At 26.6% G+C, this 819-nt stretch carries 1 protein-coding gene and 1 pseudogene; both read left to right on the forward strand.

All coding sequences use genetic code 11. From position 1 onward, the window contains the following. A partial coding sequence (locus tag D9T19_RS14400; protein WP_162984610.1) for an ATP-binding protein occupies positions 1–283 on the forward strand: 283 nt, incomplete at its 5' end. Between the two features lie 247 nt (positions 284–530). Then, a pseudogene (locus D9T19_RS14405) lies at positions 531–819 on the forward strand (hypothetical protein); the annotation flags it as partial.

An 819-nucleotide genomic window follows, 5' to 3' on the forward strand; every position in this document is an offset into this window, starting at 1 on the left:
AGATAACTCACTTGATGCATTTTCTAATAAAGAAAATAATACCATCACAATTAAATTAGAACTAATAAATGATAAAAAGATATTGACTTATGAAGATACTGCTGGTGGAATAAAAATTAAGCCAATAGAGAAAGTATTTGAATATTTTATTACATCTAAAAATGAAAAAGAAGGAAAAGGAATAGGCTTGGCACTTGCCAAAATGCTTATTACTGATAGACTTGATGGTACTATTACTGCAAAGAATAATAACCTTGGTGTAGAGTTTAAAATAATTTTTTAAAAGATTTATTTCATCTTGTAGGTTTACTTTTAATACCCACAGATGAAAGCAAAAGAAGCAGAACTATCATTTCTTAAACTATTGTTCTTTTTTCCTTATCTTTATCATTAGATACAAGTAAATTAACATATAAATACATAGTATCAAAGTAGTAGCAAAAATAATTTTATTTTTGCTACTACTTTGATTTTTTAACAAGTTATAATTTCCCTAAAATAAAATAAGAAAATGAAAAAGGAAAAATAACATGAAAAGGTTAAATGATTTTAGTTCAAGATTCAGAATACTAAAAGGTGGAAAGATATCTTTAGTAGTATCTGCAATGGTAGCAAGTACAACGTTATCTTTTTCAAGCCCAACAGGAGGGACTGTAACAAGTGGAACTGCAAGTATTTCACAAAATGGTAATGTCACTAATATAAACCAAGCCTCTAATAAAGCATCAATAAATTGGAATACCTTTAATATTGCAAAAAATGAAACAGTAAACTTCAAACAACCAAGTATAGATTCTATTACTTTAAATAGAGTAGTAG

The organism is Poseidonibacter antarcticus (genome assembly GCF_003667345.1).
GTDB lineage: Bacteria > Campylobacterota > Campylobacteria > Campylobacterales > Arcobacteraceae > Poseidonibacter > Poseidonibacter antarcticus.